Source organism: Pseudomonas sp. P42 (genome assembly GCF_017973755.1).
Taxonomy (GTDB): Bacteria; Pseudomonadota; Gammaproteobacteria; order Pseudomonadales; family Pseudomonadaceae; genus Aquipseudomonas; species Aquipseudomonas iridis.
This window is the reverse complement of record NZ_JACOPU010000003.1, coordinates 591,127-612,725: the sequence shown is the minus strand read 5'-3', so window position 1 is coordinate 612,725 and position 21,599 is coordinate 591,127. Positions and strand designations below refer to the sequence as shown.

Below are 21,599 nucleotides of genomic sequence, written 5' to 3'. Positions count from 1 at the left end.
TTTTTTCTGCTGAAACAATCAGGATCTGCCAACCATGAAACTCGACGCTTTTGATCGCAAGATTCTCGCCGCACTGCAGCGGGACGGACGCCTGAGCAATGTCGAGCTGGCGGACGAGATCGGCCTGTCGGCGTCGCCGTGCTTGCGGCGCGTGCGAATGCTGGAGGAGGCCGGGGTGATTCGTGGGTACCAGGCCAATCTGGATCGCGATGAAGTGGGGCTGGGATTGACGGTGTTTGTCGGGGTCAAGGTCGAGCGGCACAACGATGAACAGGCTGAAGCCTTTTACAAAGCGGTCACTGCATTGCCGGAGGTGATTTCAGCGTTTCTGGTATCGGGGGAGTCGGATTTCTTGCTGCAAGTGGTGGTGCCAGACCTTCGTGCGTACGACCGTTTTCTCAGCGGTTACCTGCTCAAACTGCCGGGGGTAAGTGATATCCGCAGCAACTTTGCGATTCATACGGTAAAGACCCCGGGAGCGTTGCCGTTGGGGCATCTGCCTTCCTAGACCGAGTTGACCCGATGGCGAGCAGGCTCGCTCCCACAGTGGATTTTCGTCGAACACGAATTATGTGAACACCCGAGAACCCTGTGGGAGCGAGCCTGCTCGCGAAAGCGGTAGTCCAGACGACACCTACATCTGCGTCGCCATCCCCTCGACATTCATCGCTGCCTGGCGCAATGCCTCGGAGCGCGTCGGATGCGGATGGCACGTCAGGGCAATGTCCTCGGCCGAAGCGCTGAACTCCATCGCCACACAAAACTCGCCAATCATCTCACTCACGTTCGGCCCGACCAGATGCACACCAAGCACTTCGTCCGTGCGCTCATCGGCGAGGACTTTGGCAAACCCTTCGGTCTCGTGATTGATCTTCGCCCGACTGTTGGCGGTGAACGGAAACTTGCCGACCTTGTAGGCGCGTCCCTCGGCCTTGAGCTGCTCTTCGGTCTTGCCAACGCTGGCCAGCTCCGGCTTGGTGTAGATCACGTTGGGGATCAAATCGTAATTGACCTCGCCCGCTTTGCCGTGGATCTGCTCGACGCAGGCCATGGCTTCGTCTTCAGCCTTGTGCGCGAGCATCGGCCCGGACGTCACGTCGCCGATCACCCAGACCCCGGCGGCTTCGGTGCGATGCTGCTGGTTGGCGAGCATACCGCGCTTGTCGGTGCTCAACCCGACGTTTTCCAGGCCCAGGCCTTGGGTGTATGGGCGGCGGCCGATGGCAACCAGCACATAATCGGCCTCCAGCAATTCGGCGCTGCCGCCCGCCGCAGGCTCGACGCTGAGCTGCACGCCGTTGGCCGAGGTGGTGGCACTGGTCACTTTCGAACTCAATTTGAAGGCAATGCCTTGCTTGCTCAGCGAGCGTTGCAAGGTTTTGCCGGCCTCGCCATCGACACCGGGGCAGATACGGTCAAGGTATTCGACCACAGTGACCTGCGCGCCGAGTCGCCGCCACACCGATCCGAGTTCGAGGCCGATCACGCCAGCACCAATCACCACCAGATGTTTGGGCACTTCGCTCAGCGACAACGCGCCGGTGGAGTCGAGGATGCGCTGGTTGTCGATCTCGACACCGGGCAGGGGAGTGGGCTCGGAACCGGTGGCGATGATGATGTCCTTGGCGGTCAGTTCGGTCTTGCTGCCCTGATCGTCGGTCACGGTGACCCTGCCCGGGCCGTCGATGTGGCCCCAGCCCTTGATCCAGTCGACCTTATTCTTGCGAAACAGGAACTCGATGCCCTTGGTCAGGCCGGTCACGCTCTCGTCTTTCTGCTTCATCATCTGCGCGAGATTCAGGGTCGGTTTGACCTCGATGCCGAGGTTGGCGAACTCCGCGCCCATGGCTGCCTCGTACAGTTCCGAAGCATGCAGCAAGGCTTTCGAGGGCATGCAACCGACGTTCAGGCAGGTGCCACCGAGGGTTGCCCGGCCTTCGACACAGGCAGCCTTGAGGCCCAACTGACCGGCGCGGATTGCCGCGTTATAGCCACCGGGGCCGCCGCCCAGAATCACCACGTCATAGTTGCTCATGCGCTTGCTCCTGATGGATGGATGCAGATCGTTAAAAGTAGTCATCGCACAAAATTACGAACGTAATATGTGCGTTTGCAGACATTTCGGTCAAGGCTTCAGGCAGGCGACAGGTCAAGCGGCTTTAGATAAGCGCAATTTGTGCACAAATATTTCACGGTTTTCGTTATATCGTAACGATATGAGCAGTGAGCCGATGGCTTTGGGGTGATATGCAAGTCGATCTGGAGGTTGAAGGCACGCAAGTGACCGGACTCCCGCGCTTTCAGCAGGCGGCCACGCAGGGCCGAAGGTCACGCCGTTTGGCGAGCGGCCTCGGTGGGCTGGCCGGGGCAGGGTGGGTGCTGGCGTTTTTTGTCGGGTTGTTTGCGCCGCAGTCGTTGTGGCTGCCGCTTCTGATCAACCAGAGCGCGGCATTGCTTATAGTGGTTGCCGCGCTGCAATCGGCCTGGTGGGTGACACAGTGGCGTGCACGAGTGATGAGTCCACTGGCAGCCGTGTCATTGACTGTTGATGAGCAGCCCGCGGCGCAGGGCTGGTATGAACGCCTGCTCGATCGCTTGAGCCGGCGCAGCCTACATTTGCTTGGACTGATCGGCGCACCGACATTGTGGCTGGGCGGTTGGGCGTTGCTGATTGCGCTCAGCATCGAGCAGGTATGGAACCTGACATTGCCGCCCTCGGCTGTCGGTGTCTCGGCCACACTCGGCGCCGCGCTGGCGTTGTTATTGGCGTTCGGCTTGTTGGTGCTGGAGCGGCAACTGGCTCAGGAAACCCCCGCGCAATGGCCCGAAGCGAGTTCGCTTGCACAACTGACTCGCGTGGCGATCATCAGTCTGGTGTTGGGCGCTTTGTGTTTGTTGTTCGCCACAGAAACCTCCGTTTGGCCGGTTCGTCTGGCAGTATTGGTCGGGATCTTGCCGGGTCTGGTCGCGATCGAGCTGCTATTGCGCGCCGTTCTGTCGGTGTTCAGCCCTCAACGCGAACAGCTTGAACCGACGTTGCTCGCGCGCAGTTTTGTCGCTGACATGCTGCGCTGGCCGCCCCAGCCATTGCTGGCGCTGCAGCACGAATTACACAATCGCTTCGGTATCGATCTACGCCAGATCTGGGCGTTCAGCTACATGCGTCGGGCGTTTTTGCCGGTGTTGGCGTTGGTCGTGGCAGTCGGCTGGTTGCTGACCGGTCTGCATGAAATCCCCTTGCAGGGTCGAGGCATTTACGAACGTTTCGGCAAACCGGTGCAGGTGTTCGGCCCAGGTTTGCACGCAGGACTGCCGTGGCCGCTGGGCCGGGTGTTGGGCGTTGAAAACGGCGTGGTGCATGAACTGGCGACCAGCGTTGGCGTGAATCCGGTGCCGGTCCAACCTGTTCCCGCTGAAGGCCCGGCGCCGTCCACGGCCAACCGCTTGTGGGACGCCAGCCATGTGAATGATAAGTCTCAAGTCATCGCCAGCAGCCGTGGCGCGCAGCAGAGCTTTCAGATCGTCAACATGGATGTGCGTTTCGTCTATCGCATCGGTCTCACCGACCAGGCAGCGCTGGCGGCTACCTACAACAGCGCCGATGTGCCGACGCTGATCCGCAGCACCGCCAGCCGGATTCTGGTCCACGATTTTGCCTCGCGCACCCTCGACGGTTTGCTCGGTGCAGACAGGGCGGGGCTGGGTGAAGAAATCGGTCGTGCGGTGCAAAGCGATCTGCAACAGCTCGACAGCGGCGTGGAAATTCTCGCCACGGTCGTCGAAGCCATTCACCCGCCGGCTGGCGCTGCCAATGCTTATCACAGCGTGCAAGCGGCGCAGATCGGGGCGCAAGCCCTGATCTCCCACGAACGTGGCGCCGCCGCTGAGGCGAGTAATCAGGCGCAATTGCAGGCCAGTCTTGCTCGCGATCAGGCCAGCGCCAACGCTGTTGAAATCAGCGCTGCCGCGCAGGCAGCGGATCTGAAATTCAGTGCCGAACAAAAAGCCTACGCCAGCGCGGGTCAGGCGTTCGTCCTTGAGCAATACCTCAGTCAGCTTAGCCAGGGCCTGAGCAAATCCAAATTGCTGGTACTTGACCATCGACTGGGCGGGAGCAGTAACGCGCCGACTATCGATTTGCGCACGTTCACGCTGCCGGCTGATCCGACGCCCGCACGTTCTACCGCTCAACCAGGAGTCGCCCATTGAGCCAGTCGCACACTCACGATCATCATGACCACAGCGGCCACGATCACGGCCACGGCGGACATCACCATCATCATGGGCATCATCACCACGGCGCGCCGCAAGAGGCGGGGCCTTTTCCATGGCGACGCATGGGTTGGGCGGCGTTGCTGGTGGCGTTCGCCATCGCTGCGGCGAGCCTGGTGCAAGTGCGCTCCGGCGAAGCCACAGTCATTACCCGTTTTGGTAATCCGTCGAGGGTGTTGCTCGATCCGGGTTTAAGCTGGCGCTGGCCTGCGCCATTCGAAGCGGCGATCCCGGTGGATCTGCGCTTGCGTACCACCTCCAGCGGTTTGCAGGATGTCGGCACCCGGGATGGCTTGCGCATCATCGTCCAGGCTTATGTTGCGTGGCAGGTGCAGGGCGATCCGGACAATGTGCAACGTTTCATGCGCGCCGTGCAGAACCAGCCGGACGAAGCAGCACGGCAGATTCGCACGTTTGTTGGCTCCGCTCTGGAAACCACCGCCAGCAGTTTTGACTTGGCGAATCTGGTAAACACCGACGCCAATCAGGTACACATCGCCGAATTCGAGGCGCAGCTGCGTCAGCAAATCGAACAGCAACTCCTCGCGACTTACGGCGTGCGAGTGGTGCAAGTCGGTATCGAGCGGTTGACCTTGCCGTCAGTGACACTCACCGCCACGGTCGATCGGATGCGCGCCGAGCGTGAAACAATTGCCACCGAACGCACCGCCATCGGCAAGCGTGAAGCTGCTCAAATTCGCTCTGCCGCCGAGCGTGATGCGCGGATTGTTCAAGCGGACGCCACGGTGAAAGCCGCGGATATCGAAGCGCAATCTCGGGTTGAGGCCGCGCAGATCTACGGCCGCGCCTACGCCAGTTCACCGCAGTTGTATAACTTGCTGCGCTCGCTGGACACCCTCGGCACCATCGTCACGCCAGACACCAAGTTGATTTTGCGCACTGATGCCGCGCCGTTTCGCGTGCTGGTCGACGGCCCGCCGAATCTCGACAGCAAAGCCGGATCGCAACCATGAGTGAAGAAGTTCCACGTGGAACATATTCGCTGAACAGTCCTTGGATTCAGGCCGGGCGTTTGGCGTTTTTTGCCCTGTACGCCGTGACAGTGCTGGCCGCGGTGGCTTGGGCATTCTCGAATGTCCGGCAGATTGATCCGCAGAACCGTGCTGTGGTTTTGCACTTTGGTGCGCTGGATCGCATCCAGAATGCCGGTTTGCTGTTGGCTTGGCCGCAGCCGTTCGAGCAGGTGGTTTTACTCCCGGCAGCAGATCGAGTGATAGAGCGTCGCGTTGAAAATCTGCTGCGCAGCGATGAGGCATTGAAGGCTGAACGGGTAGCCACGTTTGCCACGCCGCTCAGTGATGCACTGGCCGGATCAGGTTATTTATTGACCGGTGACGCCGGCGTCGTACAACTGGATGTGCGAGTGTTTTACAAAGTGACCGATCCCTATGACTTCGTGCTGCAGGGCGATCATGTGCTGCCAGCGCTTGATCGGCTGGTCACTCGCAGCGCCTTGGCACTGACCGCCGCGCGAGATCTCGACACTATTTTGGTGGCCCGACCGGAATTGATCGGCGCCGATAATCAGGCTGCCGAACGTCGCGAGCGCTTGCGCGGTGATCTGGTGCAAGGCATCAACCAACGCTTGGCTGAACTGAAAACCAGCGGGCAGGGCATCGGCATCGAGGTGGCACGGGTTGATGTGCAGTCCAGTCTGCCCGGTCGCGCCGTCAGCGCGTTCAACGCGGTTCTGACCGCCAGCCAACAAGCCGACAAAGCCGTGGCCAATGCCCGCACTGATGCCGAGAAACTCACCCAGACCGCCAACGAACAAGCCGACCGCACGCTGCAGGTCGCTCACGCTCAGGCGGGTGAGCGCCTGGCCAAAGCGTCTGCGGATACCGCTACGGTGTCGAGTCTGGCCAAGGCCCAATTGCAAGGCACTGACCCACAAATGCTCCTGCGTCTGTACCGCGAGCGCATACCGAAAATTCTTGGTCAGGCCGGATCAGTGACCACGGTCGATCCGAAAGACGATTCCCGCCTGATCATTCAGGGAGCCAGTCAATGAGCGCGACCACTGCTGCACCGGGCCTGTTGTCTTCGGCCGAACAACGTCGCGCCGCGCGTCAATTGACGTTGGCCATGCTCGCGCTTGGTCTGCTCGGCCTCGGTCTGATTTGGCGTTGGCTGCTGCCGACACAAACCGGTGTCAGTCAGTTGCTGCTGGGCGTTGCTTCTTTATTGGTCGCCGTGCCGGTGATGCGTTCGGCGTGGTTCAGCCTGCGTTATCCAAGTCTGCATGGCATCACCGACCAACTGATTGCCCTGGCGATGCTCGGGGCATGGGCGACCGGCGATCTGCTGACCGCCGCGTTGCTGCCGATCATCATGATCTTCGGCCACGTGCTGGAGGAGCGCAGCGTCATTGGCTCGCAGGAAGCGATTCACGCACTCGGTCAATTGACCCGCAGTCATGCACGCAAGATTCAGGCTGACGGCTCGATCGTTGAAGTCGACAACGGCACGCTCAAATCCGGAGACAGGGTCGAGGTCCGCGCGGGTGATCGAGTGCCGGCGGACGGTCGGGTTTTGTCCGGCCAGGCCAGCCTCGACACCGCGTCGATTACCGGTGAATCCGTGCCGGTGGAAGCGAGCGTCGGCATGACGGTGTTTGGCGGCGCGATCAATCTCGACGGTTTGCTGCGCATCGAAGTGACCCGCACCGGCGACGAGTCGACGTTGGGCAAAGTCATCGCGCTGATGCAAAACGCCGAGCGTTCGAAACCGCCGATCACTCGGTTGCTTGAGCGCTATGCCGGTAGTTACATGGTGCTGGTGTTGCTGTTGGCGGCCGTCACCTGGTTCATCACTAATGATGCGCAAGCGATGCTCGCGGTGTTGGTCGCCGCGTGCCCCTGCGCCTTGGTGCTGTCCGCACCGGCCACGGCGATTGCCGGTGTGGCGGTGGCGGCGCGGCACGGCATTCTGATCCGCAGCTCGGCGTTCCTCGAAGAGCTGGCCGATCTCACCTCGCTGGTCGTCGACAAGACCGGCACCCTGACTTTCGGCACCTTGCGCTTGCAGTCGATCAACAGCTCGCACGCGGATCAGTCGAGGGTGTTGGCGCTCGCCGCCAGTCTGGGTGCGGCGAGCAGTCATCCGGTCAGTCGTGCGCTGGCGGGGTTGGTCAGTCAGGACGACTGTTTTCCTCTGTCGGATATTCACGAACGGCAGGGTCTCGGCGTAGTCGCCATGACCGGCCAAGGCGAAGCGGCGCTAGGCCGCCCGGAGTTGTTCGCACATCTGGGCATCATTACTACAACCGTCCCTGAACACGATGGACCGATTGCCGGCCTGGCCTTGAACGGTGAGTTTCTCGCCTGGCTGCTGTTGGCTGACAGTGTGAAACCGGAAGCCCGATTTGCCCTCAGTGAACTGCGTGAGCTGGGCCTCGGGCGGCAACTGTTGCTGACCGGCGATCGCCAAAGCGTGGCCCGGACACTGGCCCGCGAAGTCGGTCTGAAAGAAGTCGAAGCCCAGGCGTTGCCCGAGGACAAACTCAATCGTGTTCTGAAAGAAATCAACGACGGTTTCCGGCCGATGGTAGTGGGCGACGGCATCAACGATTCGCTGGCGCTCAAGGCTGGCGTGGTCGGTGTGGCGATGGGGGCGGGCGGGGCAGACATCGCCTTGGCCTCCGCCGATATCGTGTTGATCGGCAGCGATCTGCGTCGGCTCGGCACTTGTGTGCGGCTCAGTCGTCAGTGCCGGCGAACCTTGCAGGTCAACGTGATCATCGGCCTGGGCTGGACGCTGGCCATTGTCGTGTTCGCCGCGTTCGGCTGGCTCGGAGCCGCCGGGGCGATGATCGCCGCGTTGCTGCACAACCTCAGCACGTTACTGGTGCTGGGCAATGCCGGGCGATTGCTGCGCTTTCAAGAGCCGCTGCTCAAGCTCAAGGAAGAAATCTGAAATTATTTTTCGCCTCGCTGTAACGCCATCAGGTCAATGTTCTCTAGTGCTATGTCGGGACTGAACAACCGTCCAGCCGACACCCCTGATGCTTACCGAGGATAAGAAAAATGACTATCAAGACCGCTGCTGCTGGTGCTGCTTTCGCTTTGGCCGCCGCTACTATGTTTGCCGGTGTAGCCACCAATGTGGTCGCCGCCGATGCCAACGTGCACTGTTACGGCGTGACCTCCTGCAAAGGCCAGAACGATTGCAAAACCAAAGACCACGCTTGCAAAGGCATGGGCGCCTGCAAAGGCCAGGGCTTCAAAGCAATGACTCAAGCGGCTTGCGAAAAAGCAGGTGGCAAGGTCGGCGAATAACTGACCGGTAGGTGCCGCCGCAGTGGCTCACGCCACTGCGGCCACTTTTATCAGGAGCCCGCACATGTCCGCCTTACTTCCTTTCCTCGGCTATGGCCTGGGATTGCGCAGCGCTTATTACCAGCAGATCCTTGAACAGTCGCCCGACGTGGACTGGTTCGAAGTGGTCTCGGAAAATTTCATGGTGCAGGGCGGCAAGGCTCTGTATTACCTGGAGGCCATCGCCGAGCGCTATCCGCTGGTGATGCATGGCGTCTCCCTGTCCATCGGCGGGCCGCATGCCCTCGACCCGGACTATCTCAAACAACTCAAGCAATTGGCCGATCGGGTCAAACCGGCGTGGATCTCCGACCATCTGTGCTGGAGCCGCGGCAACGCTCACCAGTTGCATGATCTGCTGCCGCTGCCGTACACCGCTGAGAGCCTCGAATACATCGCTGGGCGAGTGGCCCAGGTTCAAGATGTGCTGCAGCGTCCATTGGTGCTGGAAAACGTCTCCAGTTATGTTCGCGCCGCCTCGGATGATTTCACCGAGTGGGAATTTCTCGCCGCACTGAGCCGGGTGAGCGGTTGCGAGTTGCTGCTGGACGTCAACAACGTCTACGTCAGTTCGCGTAATCACGGCTTCGATCCGTGGACCTTTATTGAAAGCCTGCCCAAGGACAAAGTGCGCCAGTTGCACTTGGCAGGGCACAGCGATTACGGCGACTACGTGATCGACACCCACGACCATCCGGTGAGTGACCCGGTCTGGGCGCTGTATCAACGCACACTGGAACACTTCGGCCCGGTGGCGACATTGCTGGAACGTGACGATCACTTTCCGCCCTTTGAAGAGCTGCTCGATGAATTGCAAAAGGCTCGCGAGCTGGGTAGCCATGTATTGGCCGGGAGGCAGCAATGCGCCTGAGAGAATGGCAATTGGCGTTCGAGTCGTTTCTGCTGGATGACACAGCGACAGCCAATCTGGCATTGGGAAAGAGTCTGATCGGCGGCCCGACGCTGGATATCGACACCGGTCTGGCGATTTATCACAACGCCTACAAGGCGCGTTTGCAGGAAGTTTTACGTACCGACTACCCGACAATCTGGCACTGGATGGGCGACGAAGAATTCGATCAGTTGGCCACCGCGTATATCCGCCAATGCCCGTCGGCGCATTACAGCCTGCGCTGGTTGGGCAAGGGGTTCGCCGATTTTCTCCGAGAGCACCTGGTGCCGGAACAGGGCGCACCACTGGCCGAATTGGCTGCGCTGGAATGGGCGTTCACGCTGGCCTTTGATGCGCCCGCAGGTTCACCGTTAACCCTCGAAACGATGGCGGCGCTTGCTCCGGACGAATGGCCCGGATTGCAGTTTAGATCCACACCGTCGTTGCAAAGGTTGGAGTGCCAATTCAACAGTCTCTCGCTGTGGCGGGCGGTGAAGGAAGCGTGCGATTTCCCTGAAAGCATGGCGCTTGCTGCTCCTCAGGTCTGCCTGATCTGGCGTAATGATCTGATCTGTCATTACCGCAGCCTGGAAGCTCCCGAAGCCTCGGCCCTGAACGGGCTGCTCGACGAAGGCTGGAGTTTCGCCGAACTGTGTGAGGCGTTGGCAGTCATTTATGGTGAGGGCGCTGCACTTCAAGCCGTCACCTGGCTGAAACAGTGGGTGCAGGATGGCTTGTTGGAGCGTCTGGAACGGTAGATTCGGTCTATCAAATCGATAGCCTGCTATTTTTCGAGGATGGTCTACCCTCAGATCAGACGTCTGAAACAAGGGGGGATTTTCCATGCTCGCGCAACTTCCACCGGCCTTACAGAATCTGCAGCTACCGCTTCGCCTGCGACTCTGGGACGGCCATGAATTCAATCTGGGCCCGACGCCCAGCGTCACCATCGTGGTCAAGGATCCCAAGATGGTCAGCCAGTTCACCCATCCAAGTCTGGATGCGCTAGGGGCGGCGTTCGTCGAAGGCAAGCTTGAACTGGAGGGCTCGATCAGCGAGGTCATCCGGCTCTGCGACGAATTGAGCAATGCCTTGCTCGGTGCAGATGACGACAGTCATCCCGTGCGTTCGGTGCATGACAAGGAAACCGACGCCAAAGCTATTTCCTACCACTACGACCTGTCCAACGCGTTCTACCAGCTGTGGCTGGACAGCGACATGGCGTATTCCTGCGCGTATTTCGAAACCGGCAGTGAAACGCTGGAACAGGCGCAACAAGCCAAATTCCGTCATCTGTGCCGCAAGCTGCGTTTGCAGCCGGGCGACTATCTGCTGGATGTCGGTTGTGGCTGGGGTGGGTTGGCGCGGTACGCGGCGCGGGAATTCGGTGCGAAAGTGTTCGGTATCACCTTGAGCCAAGCGCAGCTGGAACTGGCCCGCGAACGTGTCAAAGGCGAAGGCCTGGAAGACCAGATCGAACTGCAACTGCTGGACTACCGTGATCTGCCCCAGGACGGTCGCTTCGACAAAGTGGTCAGTGTCGGCATGTTCGAGCACGTCGGTCACGCCAACCTGGCCGAGTACTGCAAAACCCTGTTCGGTGCGGTGAAGGAGGGGGGGCTGGTGATGAACCACGGCATCACGGCCAGGCACACCGATGGCCGCCCGGTAGGACGTGGTGCCGGCGAGTTCATCGAAAAATATGTATTCCCCAATGGTGAGTTGCCGCATTTGTCGATGATCTCGGCCGAGATCAGTGAAGCCGGGCTGGAGATTGTCGACGTCGAAAGTCTGCGCCTGCACTACGCACGGACCCTCGATCACTGGAGCGAGCGTCTGGAAGACAATCTCGAAACAGCTGCGAAGCTAGTGCCGGAGCAGGCGCTGCGCATCTGGCGGTTGTACCTGGCCGGTTGTGCTTACGCCTTCGCGCGCGGCTGGATCAATCTCCACCAGATCCTCGCGGTAAAAGCGCACGCGGATGGCAGCCATGAACTGCCGTGGACTCGCGACGACATCTACCACCCTTGATTCCCTGTATCCCCTTGCCCTCCGCAGGGGGGATGTCAGAGAATCGGCGAAATAAGCCGGGCGATCCGCATGCCGACCTGTTGCAGGCGGTGGATCTCCCGGCTTTCTTCTTTGGCGATCTCGTAAGATTGCTCGAAATCGTCGATCAGCATCTGTTCGACGCTAGCGGCGAAGTCGCTGTCGACCGTCAGCAGCATCACTTCGAAGTTCAAGCGGAACGAACGGTTGTCCAGATTGGCGCTGCCAATGGCGCTGATCTCGCTGTCGATCAACACCACTTTCTGATGCAGAAATCCGGGTTCGTAACGGAATACACGGACCCCGGCGCGCACGGCTTCGAAGGCGTACAGGCTGGACGCCGCGTAGACGATGCGGTGATCGGGGCGCGAAGGCAGCAGCAAGCGCACGTCGACACCGCGCAACACGGCCAAACGCAGGGCAGCGAACACGGCTTCATCGGGAATGAAGTAGGGGCTGGTGATCCACACCCGTTCCGTCGCCGCGTGGATAGCTTCAACGAAGAACAGCGAACAGGTTTCGTAGGCGTCTGCCGGGCCACTGGCAAGCAACTGGCACAGCACGCCGTCGTCCGGGTAAGCGTCCGGCAGGATCAGCGGCGGTAAAGTGCGCGCGGCCCAGAACCAGTCTTCGGCAAAGGATTCCTGCATGCACGCGACCACCGGACCACGCACTCTTACATGCGTATCGCGCCACGGCGCCAGCGGCGGCTTTTCGCCCATGTATTCATCGCCGACGTTGTGCCCTCCGACAAACCCGACCACGCCGTCGACCACGACGATTTTGCGATGGTTGCGGAAGTTGACCTGAAAGCGATTGAGCCAGCCGCTGCGTGTGGCGAACGCCTTGACCTCGACACCGCCATCGCGCAGTGCCTGAACATAATTATGGGGCAGGGCGTGACTGCCGATACGGTCGTAGAGCAGATGAATCGCTACGCCCTCGTCGGCCTTCTTCAGTAGCAGATCACGCAAGCGTTGACCGAGCCGATCATCGTGGATGATGAAGAACTGTATCAGCACGGCTTCCTTCGCTTGATCGATAGCGCGGAAAATCGCTTCAAAGGTCGCTTTGCCATTTACCAGCAACTGCACCTGATTATTCGCCAGACACGGCATTCGCCCCAGTTTCGGCATGGCGCGCAAGGATGCGTAGGCGTTCGAGGCGCGGGCGGTCAGGGCTTCTTCCACCCACGGCCGCCAGTTCAATTCGGAGATGGCCTGGCGCATCTGTTCGTTGGCCTGGCGCCGAGCTTTGATGTAGCCGTCGAAAGTGCTGCGGCCGAACACCAGGTAAGGAATAAGCGTGAGGTAGGGAATGAAGATCAGCGACAATGCCCAGGCGATCGAGCCTTGAGCCGTGCGCACGGTGAGCACCGCGTGAACGGCGGCGATCAAGCCGAGGGTGTGTATCAGGGCGATCAGATAACCGAAAATATGCGGTCCAAAATAATCCATGGGGCAGCCTTGCTCCGGAAGATTCAATGCTTAACAGACCATGTTCCGCCGCGAATGTCGCTAATTAATTGGTGCATGAACCGAAGCAATTGGCCGACGTCTAACGGCCACTACTGATCAGGAGTTTTTCGATGAACATTCGTCTGCTGGGTTTGGCGCTGGGCCTGGGTTTGGCATTGCCGGTGGTTGCTCAGGCGCAGATGCTGCAGCCGGGGTTGTGGGAAATGACGTCGAGCAACGTCAAAGTCGATGATCAGCCGATGGACGTGCAATCGATCCTCGGCCAGCTGCAAGGCCAGATGACCCCGCAGCAGCGGGCGGCGCTGGAGAAAAACGGCATCAATATCGGCGGCAAGGGCATCCGCGCGTGCCTGACGCCTGAGCAAGTGGCGACCAATGATATTCCGTTGGCCGACCCGCAATCGGGCTGCAAACAGCAGATCACCGAACGCAACGGCAACCAGTGGAAATTCCGTTTCAGCTGCCCGAAAGCGCAGGGTACCGGTGTTGCGACTTTCCTCAGTGATCGGGAATTCAACACCGTCGCCAACGGCACGTTCAATGCCATCGGCATCAACCAGAAGGGCAGTCTGGAAACCCGCGCCGTGTGGCTGGGTCAGGACTGCGGCGCCGTGAAACCTCGCGCCTAAAAGCAACGCCGGCAGGCTGGCTCCCACAGTCGAATAATCGAAATGTGGGAGCCAGCCTGCTGGCGATGGCGTCGTCAATATCAGCGCATAAACCGCAACGGCAAACCGCGACAGCCTTCATTCACCCGACCATCGCGCCAGGCGATCTGCCCTGACACCAGCGTCGTACTGACCCGATGTCGAAAGCTTCTCCCGGCAAATGGCGTCCACCCGCACTGCGACAGAATCGGTTGCCGAGACACCTCGACAGTCTGCCGCTCAACCAACACCAGATCCGCCCAGTACCCTTCACGCAAATAGCCTCGATCCGGAATCGCAAACAGATCCGCCACGCGATGGCTGGTCTTCGCCACCAGAGTGCTGATCGGCAGTACGCCGTCCGCGACCAGTTCGAGTAACGCCGGTAATGCATGCTGCACCAGCGGTAAACCCGAAGGCGCCTCTATGTAAGGTCTTTGCTTTTCCGCCCAGGTATGCGGCGCGTGATCGCTGCCGATGACGTCCAGTCGATTGGAGTTCAACGCTTCGCGCAAGGCATCACGGTCAGCCTGAGTCTTGATCGCCGGATTGCATTTGATCAGGTTGCCGAGCGCCGGATAGTCGCGATCATCAAACAGCAAATGATGCAGGCAGACTTCTGCCGTGATGCGTTTTTGTGCCACTGACTTGTCTTCGAACAGATCCAGTTCTCGGGCGGTGGTGAGGTGTAAAACGTGCAGTCGTGTGCCATGACGCTTGGCCAGTTCCACAGCCAACGAAGACGAGCGATAGCAAGTTTCGGCATTACGAATCAGCGCATGAGCCGCGGGCGGTAGACGCTCACCACACAGGTCGTTCAGGTTGGCCGCATTCGCGTTGATGCTTGGCGTGTGTTCGCAGTGAGCCAGCAAGATCGTCGGCACTTCAGCAAACAACCGCTCAAGAATCTTCGGATCATCCACCAGCATATTGCCGGTGGAGGCGCCCATGAACACTTTGACGCCGGCCACTTCGCTGGGATTGAGCGCAGCGACGGTGTCGAGATTGTCCCGGCTGACCCCGAAGTGAAAGCCGTAATTGGCCACAGAGCTGAGCGCCGCCCGGCGTTTTTTATCCGCCAGCGCCTCGAGGCTGAGGGTGGCGGGCTGGGTGTTGGGCATGTCCATGAAACTGGTAATGCCTCCCGCAACCGCCGCGCGAGATTCGGTATGAATGCTGCCCTTGGCCGGCGCACCGGGTTCGCGGAAATGCACCTGGTCATCGATCATCCCAGGCAACAACCACTGTCCGGCCGCGTCGATTTCGACACTCGCGTTTTCACCTTCGATGCTGCGCGCAATCTTGACGATACGACCGTTGCTGACCAACAGATCGCCATCGAACTCACGTCCTTCGTTGATCATTCTTGCATTGCGAATCAGCACACTGCTCATGGTCTAAAACTCGTTCTGCAGGGCCTTGTAGCCGCGCACCAAATCGACATTGGTACGCGCCACGTCTTCGGAAAACTCCGAGGCGCTGACACTCACCGGTGGGAATTGCGAGAGGTCAGTGTTCGGGCCGATGCGGGTGGTGGAGGGCACATAGAACGCGTCCGGCAAATCGCGTCCGTCGACCACCGAGTTGTGCCGCACCACGCAGCCGTCGCCAACCACGCAATTGAACAGCACGCTGTTGAAGCCAATGAACACCCGGTCGCCGACCACGCACGGACCATGCACGATCGAACGATGGGCGATGGAGCTGAACTCGCCGATGGTCACTGCCGCGCCGGATTTGGAATGAATCACCACACCGTCCTGGATGTTCGAATTGGCACCGATGGTGATCGGCTCCATCTCGCCTGAAGCATCCACTTCGTCGGCGCGAATCACGGCATAGGGGCCGACAAACACGTTTTCACCAATCACCACTTTGCCGCAAATGATCGCGGTTTTATCGACGTAGGCCGACTCGGCGATCTGTGGCAGATCGCCTGAAGGATTCTTGCGGATCATGGTTGGCTCAGCGCGTTGTAAAGGGTATTGAGGTTGTATTCGAACAGCCCGGTAAAAGTGCTGGCCGGACCGCTGGCGGCGAGGGCGTCCGAGTAGAGCGTGCCGCCAATGTGTGCGCCGCTCTCATCGGCAATCTGCTTGAGCAGTCGCGCGTCCTTGATGTTTTCCATGAACACCGCTTTGACTTTCGCCTGGCGGATCTGGGTAATCAGCGCCGCGACTTCGGCGGCTGAGGGGTCACGCTCGGTGGACAGTCCTTGTGGGGCCATGAAGTCGATGCTGTACGCCTGGCCCAGGTAACCGAAGGCGTCGTGGCTGGTGACGATTTTGCGATTGCCCGGTGGCAGTGAACCGAGTTTGGCCTTGGCTTCGGCGAGCAGGGCGTAGATCTGTTTCAGGTAGGTTTGGCTGTTGCGCTCGTAGTCGGCCTTGTTCGTCGGGTCGGCGGCGATCAGCGCTTTGGTGATGTTGGCGACGTACAACTCGGCGTTCGCCAGATTGTGCCAGGCGTGCGGATCGGGAACGGTTTCACCATCCTCATCCAGTGAGCGCGGGATCACTCCGTGACTGGCGCTGACTACCGTGGCTTTGGTTTCGGTGCTGGTCACCATGCGATCCAGCCACGGTTCGAAACCCAAACCGTTTTTGATGATCAGTCTGGCTTTGAGCAGTGCTTTGGCATCGTCCGGGGTCGGCTCATAGGTGTGCGCGTCAGCGTCGGGGCCGACCATGTTGGTGATCTGAATATGCTCGCCACCGACCTGATGAACCATGTCGGCGAGAATGCTGAAGCTGGTCACCACCGGCAATTTTTCTGCCGCCGACAATGACATCGACAGCATCAGGCTGAACAGCACAAATAGAACGCGCATCGGGAAACACCTCATTGGGATGTAAGCAACGGTGGGCGGCGCAGCAAACCGTGAACCGGTCCGAACACCACGGAGAGCAAATATCCGGCCCCCGCGACCAGCACGATGGCCGGCCCGCTGGGCAGCGAGGAGTAGAACGACAGCAGCAGGCCGAGCCACACCGACAGGCAGCCGAGAAGGGCGGCGATAGCAATCAGGACCGGCAGACGGCGACTCCAGAATCGCGAGCTGGCGGCGGGCAGCATCATCAGTCCAACGACCATCAGTGCGCCGATCGCCTGAAATCCGATCACCAGATTCAGCACTACCAGGGTCAGGAACACGCCATGGGCGAGAGGGCCAAGTCGGCTGACGGTTCTCAGGAACAATGGGTCGAGGGTGTCGAGCAGCAACGGTTTATAGATGAGTGCCATGGCGATCAGGCTGAAGGTCGATACCCACAGCATGCCGTTGAGGGTCGGACCGTCGACCGCCAATGCCGACCCGAAGAGCAGGTGCAAAAGGTCAAGGCGTTTGCCCGCGATGCCAAGAATCAGCACACCGGCTGCCAACGATATTGGATAGATCGCGGCGAGGCTGGCGTCCTCTCGCAAACCCGTTTTGCGAGTGATCCAGGCGGCGAGTCCGGCCATGCTCAAACCTGCGCCGAGCCCCCCGATGGTGAGCGCAGGCAGACTGAGTCCGGCGAACCAGAAGCCCAATGCGGCACCGGGCAGGATGCCGTGGGCAACGGCATCACCGATCAGACTCATGCGCCGCAAGATCAGGAAAACGCCGAGGGGGGCGGTGCTGCAGGCCAGCACCAAACCACCGAACAGGGCGCGGCGCATGAAGACGAACTCGTTGAACGGTTCCCAGAGGTGCGCGATGGTGAGCATCACGCCACCTGCGTATGCGGTGTTTGCCGGATGAGCTCTTTGCTCGTGCCAAATACGCAGGCACTGTTTTTGATCAGCAGCGTTTTTGGAATGTGTTCGCGAACGGCGCAGAGGTCGTGGCACACCACGATCAGTGTTCGACCTTCGGCGTGCCAGGCGTGGATGTGTTGCCACAGCAACTGTTGGCCCAGTTCGTCGAGAGCAGCATGCGGTTCGTCGAGTAGCAAAACAGGTGCATCAGTCAGACTCAATCGAGCGAGCAAGGCGCGTTGTAATTCGCCGCCGGACAAGGCCATCAAGGGGCGTTGATCGAGTCCGTTCAGGTGCCAGTTTTCCAAGGCAGCGGCGAGGCGCTGTGCACGCAGTTGTGTGGACAATCTACGTCCCCAGAAGCCGGCGGCCACCAACTCTTCGAGGCTGATCGGGAACTGGCGATCCAGATGCTGTTGTTGGGGGAGGAAGGAGACGCCGCTTTGCCGTGGAACGCTCAATGAGACCTTTCCTGCCAAAGGCCTTTGCAGTCCTGCAATGACTTTCAGCAGGCTGCTTTTGCCACAACCATTGGCGCCGATGATTGCCGTCAGGCTGCCGCTTTCGAATTCGAGGGTCAGGGGCGAGGTGAGCGGTTGGCCGGGTGCGCCCCAACTCAAGGCTTGGCAACGGATCATGCCTGCTCCCGGTGCCAATGACTTTCGGCGACGGCATCGTGGGCATGCAGGCTTTCGGCGTGGGTCACTCGCAGTTTGAATGCGCTCACTCCGGGAGAGCGGCGTAGCGCTAGATTCAGCCTGCGTGCGGCGTCTTCACAGAACATCAGGTTCTGCCCGTTGGCGAGGGCAAAGGCTTGTTCATCCGCTCGTTTGACCGCGGTTTGTACGGCGGTGCCGAGGGCGGCTTCGGCATCGTTGATGATCGCGCTCAGCGGTAGTTCGTCGACGAATTCGTCGAGATGAACATGTAGTTGCGCGGTGCTACGTTGGCTGTGTGGCGTTGCGACAATGCCTTGGGGCGTACCCAGCCACGCCAAAACATCTGCGTGATTCAGTTGTGTGTTAGCGAAGTCTTCAATGAATTGTTGCTGGATAAGCTGTCTCGCCAGCGCTGCCGAGCACGGACATGTCGAGGAGTAAGGCACTTCAATTTCTAGTTCCACGTGGAACATTCTGTTTTTCAGGCTGGCTGAAATGGTGACTGGATAGGATTTCCATCCGGACAAAGGACTGATCAACGCGGGTCGCTTGAGCAGTAGATCCGTGTGGATTTTCAGATAGGCGTTGTTGGACAAACCTGCGTGGCTATCGAGGAAATGCTCAAGAATCTGGTGAAGCAACGCTGGGCTAATGTTGCGTTGTTCCAGGGTTTCGAGTGCCAGATACAAGCGCGACATATGAATACCGCGCGCCTCGCCATCATCAAGACTTACACCTGCATCAGCTTTCGCACTCAGGCGTTGGCCGTCCAGCAAAACAGGCAACGCAATACCGCGCATGCCCACCCATTCGAGTGGCAAGGCTTGGCGAGCGGCCTGCGCGGCGATATCCGGAAGTGTCAGCGAATTCATGATCGGGACCATCGTGTTGATTAAATTCGATGTTACATTATAACAATTCGAATCACGATGTCTTTTTCATGAACAGGTTTTCATATGTGCACGCCAATTCCGTCTAGAGTTCCACGTGAAACACTCGCGAAAATCGCCCCTTCCAAGCGAGACATCATCGGGGTTATATCCTCGACATGTCGATGACTTGGGCGAACTAGCAACCGGTCAATCGGCTGCAGGTGAATTTCGCGCTGCTGCCACCTGAACTGGAGAAGCGATTGATGGTGGTCCATCCCACCCGACGGGTGTAGCCGACCCAGGCTTCACCGTCGGAAGCGATGCCAGTGAAGAACGTCATTTGCCCGAACCGACTGTTGGTCTGCGCCCAATACCGCTTGCCGTTCTTTTCAAAACCGCGCAGATAAATCGTGTTGCCGACCGTGTTGACGCTGTAAGCGTTGCCATCAGCATCCACGCAGGCCAACAGATTGGCGCTGCGCGTGCAGGAGGCGAGCGCCGGGGTTTTTCCCCAGGCGGTAACCGCAGTTAACAGCATGACGCTCAAAACCGAGCATTTCAGCGCACTTTTCATCACATTTTCCGAGCCTGAACTTAAAGGCAGCTTCCGGCTGTTTGTAGATAAGGGTAAGAGCAGGGCTGGCCATTCTCTATTGTTATACTATAACATCAATTTGAACTGAGCCTGAATCGGCCGATTTCAAACGTTTACCTTCTGCGAACTCCGTATGAAGCCCAGAACGTCACGCGCTACGTAAAAGCGCTAATCGGCTGCCATCTATAGAGGATTACCCAATGTCAGCCGCACTGCCTGTGACTGTTCTTTCAGGATTTCTTGGCGCTGGAAAAAGTACACTTTTGAATTACGTACTACGTAATCGCAAGGGTCTACGCGTGGCGGTCATCGTCAATGATATGAGCGAGATCAACATTGATGGCAGCGAAGTCCAGCGCGATGTCAGCCTGAACCGCGCTGAAGAGAAACTCGTGGAAATGAGCAACGGCTGTATCTGCTGTACGTTACGCGAAGACTTGCTCGAAGAAGTCAGCAAACTCGCGCGAGAAGGGCGGTTTGATTATTTGCTGATCGAATCCACCGGTATCTCGGAACCATTGCCCGTCGCAGAGACTTTCACCTTCCGCGATGAGCAAGGCCAATGCCTCGCCGACATCGCCCGTCTGGACACCATGGTGACTGTAGTCGACGGCGTGAATTTCCTGCTCGACTACCAGGCCGCCGAAAGTCTGGCCTCTCGTGGTGAAACACTAGGCGAAGAGGACGAGCGCTCCATCACCGACTTGCTGATCGAGCAGATCGAGTTTGCCGACGTGCTGTTGATCAGCAAAATCGATCTGATCAGCCAGCATGAGCGCGAGGAGTTGACCGCCATCCTCAAGCGGCTCAACGCACAAGCCGAAATCATCCCGATGGTGATGGGCGAAGTACCGTTGGAGAAGATTCTCAACACCGGCCGCTTCGACTTCGAGAAAGCTGCGCAAGCACCCGGCTGGTTAAAGGAGTTGCGCGGTGAGCACGTCGCGGAAACCGAGGAGTACGGGATTGCCTCCACCGCCTACCGGGCGCGCCGACCGTTTCATCCGCAACGCTTTTTCAGCTTCATCGATCGTCCATGGCTCAACGGCAAGCTGCTGCGCTCCAAAGGGTTTTTCTGGCTGGCGAGCAAGCCCAACGATGCCGGCAGTTGGTCGCAGGCCGGCGGCTTGATGCGCCATGGTTTTGCCGGGCGCTGGTGGCGTTTCGTACCGAAAAGCCAATGGCCGCAGGATCAGGAAAGTACCGTCGCGATCATGGAAAACTGGACGCCGAGTGTCGGAGATTGCCGCCAGGAGTTGGTATTTATCGGTCAGAACATCAATTTCGTACAGCTATCTGCCGAGCTCGATGCGTGTCTGCTGACCGACGATGAAATGGCACTGGGTGCGCAAGGCTGGCGATTGCTGCCAGATCCATTCGGCCCTTGGCACGAGGAGGCCGCCTGATGCTTGCGATGAAGCTGCTGCAAGACCGTACGCGCTCACAGCATCAGGGCCCGACCCCCAAGGCGCTGAGCCGAATTCTTGACGATGAAATAAACCTCGCCGTATGGCAGCGACAGATGCCGCTGCACATCGCCGAATTCGCAAGGTTATTACTCTCGCTAAACGAGCCGTTGGCAGAGTCGTTATGTCTGGAATTGGCCGACGAAGACGCCGAGCCTGATCTCAGCGGACTGGCCTCAGGCTTCCGCGATCTGGAAGGCTACGAAGGCTTCATCGCCGATCTGAAATGGTTGGTCAGTGCCTTCGCTTGCCTGCTCGGTGCGCGGCGTATCGGTTTGCGCCTGCGGGTGCTGGATAAAGCCATGTGCCCGCGGTTCCACGTCGATCATGTGCCGGTGCGCTTGATCACAACTTATGCTGGCGTCGGCAGTGAGTGGCTGAAGGAGGGCGCCATGGATCGGGGTCAACTGGGCCAGGTCAACGCCGAGCCGATGGACACAACGCAGATCCAGCAACTCAAGAGCGGCGAGGTGGCGCTACTAAAAGGTGAAAAATGGCACGGCAATGAAGGTTTCGGCTTGATCCACCGCTCGCCGCAACCGGCACCGGGCGAGCGCCGTTTGATCCTGACCCTCGACTGGCTTGGCTAACGCC

General features: G+C 59.3%; 21 protein-coding genes. 12 read left to right on the top strand and 9 right to left on the bottom strand.

Annotated elements, in window-relative coordinates:
* Positions 1-34: 34 nt before the first annotated feature.
* A complete protein-coding gene (locus H8B20_RS12180; protein WP_042561872.1) occupies positions 35-508 on the top strand; it encodes an Lrp/AsnC family transcriptional regulator in 474 nt (157 codons plus the stop codon).
* 126 nt (positions 509-634) lie between these two features.
* Here the strand turns inward: H8B20_RS12180 and lpdA are convergent, their stop codons facing one another.
* A complete protein-coding gene (gene lpdA, locus H8B20_RS12175) occupies positions 635-2,035 on the bottom strand; it encodes a dihydrolipoyl dehydrogenase (RefSeq protein WP_210623260.1) in 1,401 nt (466 codons plus the stop codon).
* 212 nt (positions 2,036-2,247) lie between these two features.
* Between lpdA and hflK (H8B20_RS12170) the strand changes: the two genes are divergently transcribed.
* The 8 genes from hflK (H8B20_RS12170) to cfaB all read left to right on the top strand — a co-directional run bounded on the left by hflK (H8B20_RS12170) (position 2,248) and on the right by cfaB (position 11,532).
* The gene (gene hflK, locus H8B20_RS12170; protein WP_210623350.1) at positions 2,248-4,209 is read left to right on the top strand and encodes a protease modulator HflK; all 1,962 of its coding nucleotides are present in this window, start codon (positions 2,248-2,250) and stop codon (positions 4,207-4,209) included.
* Complete coding sequence (gene hflC, locus H8B20_RS12165) at positions 4,206-5,246, top strand: protease modulator HflC (RefSeq protein WP_210623259.1); 1,041 nt, start codon at positions 4,206-4,208, stop codon at positions 5,244-5,246. Before hflK (H8B20_RS12170) ends, hflC begins: the two co-directional genes overlap by 4 nt.
* Positions 5,243-6,304 carry a protease modulator HflK gene (gene hflK, locus H8B20_RS12160; protein WP_210623258.1) on the top strand — a complete coding sequence of 354 codons (1,062 nt, stop codon included), beginning with the start codon at positions 5,243-5,245 and terminating at the stop codon, positions 6,302-6,304. Before hflC ends, hflK (H8B20_RS12160) begins: the two co-directional genes overlap by 4 nt.
* A complete protein-coding gene (locus tag H8B20_RS12155) occupies positions 6,301-8,208 on the top strand; it encodes a heavy metal translocating P-type ATPase (RefSeq protein WP_210623257.1) in 1,908 nt (635 codons plus the stop codon). Before hflK (H8B20_RS12160) ends, H8B20_RS12155 begins: the two co-directional genes overlap by 4 nt.
* A 110-nt stretch (positions 8,209-8,318) precedes the next feature.
* A complete protein-coding gene (gene bufA2 / locus H8B20_RS12150; protein ID WP_210623256.1) occupies positions 8,319-8,570 on the top strand; it encodes a BufA2 family periplasmic bufferin-type metallophore in 252 nt (83 codons plus the stop codon).
* Positions 8,571-8,634: 64 nt separating this feature from the next.
* Positions 8,635-9,480 carry an MNIO family bufferin maturase gene (gene bufB, locus H8B20_RS12145; RefSeq protein WP_210623255.1) on the top strand — a complete coding sequence of 282 codons (846 nt, stop codon included), beginning with the start codon at positions 8,635-8,637 and terminating at the stop codon, positions 9,478-9,480.
* Complete coding sequence (locus H8B20_RS12140) at positions 9,471-10,259, top strand: HvfC/BufC N-terminal domain-containing protein (protein WP_210623254.1); 789 nt, start codon at positions 9,471-9,473, stop codon at positions 10,257-10,259. The genes bufB and H8B20_RS12140 overlap by 10 nt, the downstream gene beginning before the upstream one ends.
* An 85-nt stretch (positions 10,260-10,344) precedes the next feature.
* Positions 10,345-11,532: a C17 cyclopropane fatty acid synthase CfaB gene (gene cfaB, locus H8B20_RS12135; protein ID WP_210623253.1), complete on the top strand. Its 1,188-nt coding sequence runs from the start codon at positions 10,345-10,347 to the stop codon at positions 11,530-11,532.
* A gap of 35 nt (positions 11,533-11,567) precedes the next feature.
* Here the strand turns inward: cfaB and cls are convergent, their stop codons facing one another.
* Positions 11,568-13,007, bottom strand: a complete 1,440-nt coding sequence (cls, locus tag H8B20_RS12130) for a cardiolipin synthase (RefSeq protein ID WP_210623252.1) — start codon at positions 13,005-13,007, stop codon at positions 11,568-11,570.
* A gap of 131 nt (positions 13,008-13,138) precedes the next feature.
* On the opposite strand from cls, the gene H8B20_RS12125 reads away from it, so the two are divergent.
* Entirely contained in the window at positions 13,139-13,657 is a 519-nt protein-coding gene (locus H8B20_RS12125) for a DUF3617 domain-containing protein (RefSeq protein WP_047304291.1), read from the top strand.
* A gap of 80 nt (positions 13,658-13,737) precedes the next feature.
* On the opposite strand, the gene H8B20_RS12120 is transcribed toward H8B20_RS12125, so the two are convergent.
* The 7 genes from H8B20_RS12120 to H8B20_RS12090 all read right to left on the bottom strand — a co-directional run bounded on the left by H8B20_RS12120 (position 13,738) and on the right by H8B20_RS12090 (position 19,518).
* The gene (locus tag H8B20_RS12120; RefSeq protein ID WP_210623251.1) at positions 13,738-15,069 is read right to left on the bottom strand and encodes a dihydroorotase; all 1,332 of its coding nucleotides are present in this window, start codon (positions 15,067-15,069) and stop codon (positions 13,738-13,740) included.
* Between the two features lie 3 nt (positions 15,070-15,072).
* Positions 15,073-15,633, bottom strand: coding sequence for a gamma carbonic anhydrase family protein (locus H8B20_RS12115; protein WP_047304287.1), 561 nt, complete (start codon positions 15,631-15,633; stop codon positions 15,073-15,075).
* On the bottom strand, positions 15,630-16,505 hold the full coding sequence (locus H8B20_RS12110; protein WP_210623250.1) for a metal ABC transporter substrate-binding protein: 876 nt from the start codon (positions 16,503-16,505) through the stop codon (positions 15,630-15,632). Before H8B20_RS12110 ends, H8B20_RS12115 begins: the two co-directional genes overlap by 4 nt.
* Before the next feature lie 11 nt (positions 16,506-16,516).
* Positions 16,517-17,383, bottom strand: a complete 867-nt coding sequence (locus tag H8B20_RS12105; RefSeq protein WP_210623249.1) for a metal ABC transporter permease — start codon at positions 17,381-17,383, stop codon at positions 16,517-16,519.
* Positions 17,383-18,051, bottom strand: coding sequence for a metal ABC transporter ATP-binding protein (locus tag H8B20_RS12100; RefSeq protein ID WP_042561856.1), 669 nt, complete (start codon positions 18,049-18,051; stop codon positions 17,383-17,385). The genes H8B20_RS12105 and H8B20_RS12100 overlap by 1 nt, the downstream gene beginning before the upstream one ends.
* The gene (gene folE2, locus H8B20_RS12095) at positions 18,048-18,944 is read right to left on the bottom strand and encodes a GTP cyclohydrolase FolE2 (RefSeq protein ID WP_210623248.1); all 897 of its coding nucleotides are present in this window, start codon (positions 18,942-18,944) and stop codon (positions 18,048-18,050) included. The genes H8B20_RS12100 and folE2 overlap by 4 nt, the downstream gene beginning before the upstream one ends.
* Before the next feature lie 196 nt (positions 18,945-19,140).
* The gene (locus H8B20_RS12090) at positions 19,141-19,518 is read right to left on the bottom strand and encodes a glutamine synthetase (RefSeq protein ID WP_210623247.1); all 378 of its coding nucleotides are present in this window, start codon (positions 19,516-19,518) and stop codon (positions 19,141-19,143) included.
* Between the two features lie 221 nt (positions 19,519-19,739).
* Between H8B20_RS12090 and zigA the strand changes: the two genes are divergently transcribed.
* Both zigA and H8B20_RS12080 read left to right on the top strand, forming a co-directional pair.
* Positions 19,740-20,945, top strand: coding sequence for a zinc metallochaperone GTPase ZigA (gene zigA, locus H8B20_RS12085; RefSeq protein ID WP_210623246.1), 1,206 nt, complete (start codon positions 19,740-19,742; stop codon positions 20,943-20,945).
* Positions 20,945-21,595, top strand: a complete 651-nt coding sequence (locus tag H8B20_RS12080; protein WP_210623245.1) for a DUF1826 domain-containing protein — start codon at positions 20,945-20,947, stop codon at positions 21,593-21,595. The genes zigA and H8B20_RS12080 overlap by 1 nt, the downstream gene beginning before the upstream one ends.
* Positions 21,596-21,599: the final 4 nt, after the last annotated feature.

Excerpts from the sequence above, each read along its gene's own strand:
- cfaB (WP_210623253.1), top strand. The coding sequence starts at position 10,345 with ATGCTCGCGCAACTTCCACCGGCCTTACAGAATCTGCAGCTACCGCTT.
- hflK (WP_210623258.1), top strand. The coding sequence starts at position 5,243 with ATGAGTGAAGAAGTTCCACGTGGAACATATTCGCTGAACAGTCCTTGG.
- H8B20_RS12180 (WP_042561872.1), top strand. The coding sequence starts at position 35 with ATGAAACTCGACGCTTTTGATCGCAAGATTCTCGCCGCACTGCAGCGG.
- H8B20_RS12080 (WP_210623245.1), top strand. The coding sequence starts at position 20,945 with ATGCTTGCGATGAAGCTGCTGCAAGACCGTACGCGCTCACAGCATCAG.
- H8B20_RS12110 (WP_210623250.1), bottom strand. The coding sequence starts at position 16,505 with ATGCGCGTTCTATTTGTGCTGTTCAGCCTGATGCTGTCGATGTCATTG.
- H8B20_RS12120 (WP_210623251.1), bottom strand. The coding sequence starts at position 15,069 with ATGAGCAGTGTGCTGATTCGCAATGCAAGAATGATCAACGAAGGACGT.
- H8B20_RS12155 (WP_210623257.1), top strand. The coding sequence starts at position 6,301 with ATGAGCGCGACCACTGCTGCACCGGGCCTGTTGTCTTCGGCCGAACAA.
- lpdA (WP_210623260.1), bottom strand. The coding sequence starts at position 2,035 with ATGAGCAACTATGACGTGGTGATTCTGGGCGGCGGCCCCGGTGGCTAT.
- cls (WP_210623252.1), bottom strand. The coding sequence starts at position 13,007 with ATGGATTATTTTGGACCGCATATTTTCGGTTATCTGATCGCCCTGATA.
- H8B20_RS12105 (WP_210623249.1), bottom strand. The coding sequence starts at position 17,383 with ATGCTCACCATCGCGCACCTCTGGGAACCGTTCAACGAGTTCGTCTTC.
- H8B20_RS12090 (WP_210623247.1), bottom strand. The coding sequence starts at position 19,518 with ATGAAAAGTGCGCTGAAATGCTCGGTTTTGAGCGTCATGCTGTTAACT.
- H8B20_RS12115 (WP_047304287.1), bottom strand. The coding sequence starts at position 15,633 with ATGATCCGCAAGAATCCTTCAGGCGATCTGCCACAGATCGCCGAGTCG.
- bufB (WP_210623255.1), top strand. The coding sequence starts at position 8,635 with ATGTCCGCCTTACTTCCTTTCCTCGGCTATGGCCTGGGATTGCGCAGC.
- H8B20_RS12140 (WP_210623254.1), top strand. The coding sequence starts at position 9,471 with ATGCGCCTGAGAGAATGGCAATTGGCGTTCGAGTCGTTTCTGCTGGAT.
- folE2 (WP_210623248.1), bottom strand. The coding sequence starts at position 18,944 with ATGAATTCGCTGACACTTCCGGATATCGCCGCGCAGGCCGCTCGCCAA.
- bufA2 (WP_210623256.1), top strand. The coding sequence starts at position 8,319 with ATGACTATCAAGACCGCTGCTGCTGGTGCTGCTTTCGCTTTGGCCGCC.
- zigA (WP_210623246.1), top strand. The coding sequence starts at position 19,740 with ATGTCAGCCGCACTGCCTGTGACTGTTCTTTCAGGATTTCTTGGCGCT.
- H8B20_RS12100 (WP_042561856.1), bottom strand. The coding sequence starts at position 18,051 with ATGATCCGTTGCCAAGCCTTGAGTTGGGGCGCACCCGGCCAACCGCTC.
- hflK (WP_210623350.1), top strand. The coding sequence starts at position 2,248 with ATGCAAGTCGATCTGGAGGTTGAAGGCACGCAAGTGACCGGACTCCCG.
- H8B20_RS12125 (WP_047304291.1), top strand. The coding sequence starts at position 13,139 with ATGAACATTCGTCTGCTGGGTTTGGCGCTGGGCCTGGGTTTGGCATTG.